General features: G+C 69.0%; 3 protein-coding genes. All 3 read right to left on the bottom strand.

What is annotated here, in order from left to right:
- Positions 1–22: 22 nt before the first annotated feature.
- Positions 23–1,192 carry a pyridoxal phosphate-dependent aminotransferase gene (locus AB1346_08230; GenBank protein MEW6720421.1) on the bottom strand — a complete coding sequence of 390 codons (1,170 nt, stop codon included), beginning with the start codon at positions 1,190–1,192 and terminating at the stop codon, positions 23–25.
- Positions 1,189–2,019 (bottom strand): metallophosphoesterase, encoded by an 831-nt coding sequence (locus tag AB1346_08225; protein ID MEW6720420.1) that lies wholly within the window; start codon positions 2,017–2,019, stop codon positions 1,189–1,191. Before AB1346_08225 ends, AB1346_08230 begins: the two co-directional genes overlap by 4 nt.
- Positions 2,016–2,860, bottom strand: an 845-nt coding sequence (locus AB1346_08220; GenBank protein ID MEW6720419.1) for a metallophosphoesterase, incomplete at its 5' end; no start/stop codon positions are given. The genes AB1346_08225 and AB1346_08220, both read right to left, overlap by 4 nt.

Here is a 2,860-nt window from a genome sequence, read left to right as displayed (position 1 = left end):
GGGGCCCCCGCTGCAGCTTTCTCTACCCGACGAAGATCGCGCGCAGTCCGTTCACCAGCCGGTCGATCCCCTCGGCGGCCGTCTCCTCCCGCAGATTTCCGTACGAGATCCTCAGCCAGCAGCCGTCCGAGGCGCCGAATGTTTCTCCCGGGATGACCGCGACCCGGTGCTCCTGCACCAGCCGTTCCGACAGCCGGATCGCGGGCATGTCCGTGTTCACCCTGGCGAAGAGGTAGAAGGCGCCGAGGGCCGGCGGGACGGTCACCAGGCCGGGGATCCCGGCGAGACGGCGGAGCATCTCGCGCCGGACCCTCGACAGCCCCGGGAGGAAGGAGCGGCAATACCCGTTCCCTTCCTTCAACGCCCCGATCCCCACGTGCTGCGAGATCGCGGGGGCGCACACGACCACCGTGTCCTGGATCTTCATCAGCTCGTCGTAGAGATGCTCCGGCGCCACGAGAACTCCCACCCGCCAGCTCGCCATTCCGTACGCCTTGGAGAAGCTGAACAGGGAGATGGAGTGGTCGCCGCCGAGGGATCCGGGGGAGAAATGGCGCGCCCCGTCGTAGGTGAAATATTCGTACGCCTCGTCGCTGACGTGGTAAATTCCGCGGTCGCGGCACAGCCCGTGGATCGCCGCGAGCGTCTCTTCCGGGTAGACCGCGCCGGTGGGGTTGTTCGGCGAGACGGTCACCACTGCGCGCGTCCTCTCCGTGATCGCCGCCTCGATCGCCGCAGGGTCGGGCTGGAGACGGTCGTCCGTGGGGACGACGACCGGCACGGCGGAGGCGAGCCGGACCGCCATCTCGTGGTTGAAATAGAAGGGAGCGAGGAGGATCACCTCGTCGCCGGGGTCGCAGACGGCGAGCACGGCGTTCAGGAACGCCTGGTTCGCGCCGGCGGTGATGTAGATCCTCCGTTCATACGGAGCGTGGATCCCGTTTTCCGCCCGGAGCTTCTCCTCGAACGCCTTCCGCAGTTCGGGGAGTCCCGCGTCCGGAACGTACCGGTGGTGGGGGAAGCAGGAGAGGAAATCCGGAATCGATTTCAGGGCGGAGCGGGGGGGCCCGTAGTGAACCACCCCCTGCCCGAGGGATATCGTGCCAGGCGTTTCGGCGGTCCAGCCGGTCACGGTCGGTATGATCGGGATCTGGACCCCGGCGGCGCGCGCGGAAGGGGCGGGCCGTTTCACAGGGGGAGCGTCTTGCGCTCGAACGACATGTCGTCGAGCCGCCCCACGACGACGGTGAGCTCCTCGCTGGCCTGCCCCGGCTGGATGCAGACGGTGCGCCCGATCTTCGTCCGCCACAGGCCGGACACCTCCGGCGATTCGTGGATGTGGCCGTGGAGCGACAGCAGCGGCTGCTCCATCTTGAGGAACTCCAGGGTGGCCGGCGATCCCACTCCACCCCCGCCGCGGATCTTGTCGAGCCCCACTCCCGAGGGGGGCCCGTGGAGAACGTACACCGCCCGCAGGGGATCCGGCGGTTTGGGGAGCGCATCGAGCTCCTCCGCAAGGGTGGGAAGCGTCGCGGCGTGCTCCGGCCAATCGGGGATCTCGCGGAAGCCGTCGGGCGTGGAGACTATCCCGCATCCGAACTGCCGCCCGAAAACATGCCCGGCCGCGTCCCGGCGGGCGCGGTCCTTCAGGCGGAACGGGAAGTCGGTCACGAGGTCCAGCCCGATGAACGAATACCCGTCGACCTCCGCCATCCGGCGGGAGATGTGCGTCACGAGCGGGGTCTTCGCGCAGAGCTCGTCGAGGAGGCCGTCGAGCGACCCGAGGTCGTCGTTCCCCGTCACCGTCAGGTACCGGATCCCCGCCTCCTGGTATCGGGCGAAACAGTCTCCGAGGAACTCCCGGTAGAACCGTTCCTGGTCCTCCCGCCGGTGTCCGGACGGGGAGATGTCCCCCCCGTTGATCACGAGACCGGCGCCGGCTTCCTTCGCGTACGTGAAGGTGCGCTCGTATTTCTTTCGGTGGCCGTGGAGATCCGTGACGAAAAGGAACGGTTTCATGGGGATCCCTCCAGGTCGATGACGGTGATCTCCGGCGCGGCGAGGAACCGCATCGGCGGTCCCCAGGTTCCCGTCCCGCGGCTCACGTGGATCGTGCCGCCCCCGGGAACGGGATGGCTCCCCGCCGGGAGCGGGTATGCCAATTGGGTGAGGAAGCGGAACGGGAAGATCTGCCCCCCGTGGGTGTGGCCGGAGAGCTGCAGGTCGAACTTCCCCGCGGTGGCCGGGTCGATCGCGGGGCGGTGCTTGAGGAGGACCGTGAACCGGCCGTCGGGGCGGTTTCCGAGCACGTCGGCCTCCGTCGCCTTCCGGCCGCGTCCGAGGCGCTCCTGCGTGGGGTCGTCCACCCCCGCGATCCGGACCGCTCCGCCGGCGACGACGGAACGGTCCCTCAGGATCTCGAATCCCGCGCGCCGGGTGAAGGCGACCGAGAGATCGAGCCCCGCGTAATACTCGTGGTTGCCCGTGACGGCGTATTTTCCCATCGGGGCGGGGATCTCCCGGAAGATCTCCGAAAGGCCGTCGATGTGATCGAGCTGTCCGTCCACCAGGTCCCCCGTCGAGACGAAGATGTCCGGGCGCTCGCGGACCGCGATCCGCGCGACTTCCGCGGCCCTGGCGTTGCGGTGGATGAGCCCGAGGTGCAGGTCGGAGATCTGGACGATCCGGAGGCGGGGAATCCCGGGCGGGAGCTTGTCCGTCGGAATGCGAAGGCGGACGACCTCGATGCGGCTCCCCTCGAAGACCGCGTACGCCGACAGGACGAGCGCCGCCGCCGCGACGGCGAGGAACGCCGACCGCCCCGAGAGGGCGGCGTACACGCCGCCGGCGGCGCCGAGGC

This window comes from Thermodesulfobacteriota bacterium (assembly GCA_040758155.1).
Classification (GTDB): domain Bacteria; phylum Desulfobacterota; class Deferrimicrobia; order Deferrimicrobiales; family Deferrimicrobiaceae; genus UBA2219.
This window is presented reverse-complemented; position numbering and strand designations above follow the sequence as displayed.

Coding starts and splice junctions, on each gene's coding strand:
- AB1346_08225 (MEW6720420.1), bottom strand. CDS start 2,019: ATGAAACCGTTCCTTTTCGTCACGGATCTCCACGGCCACCGAAAGAAA.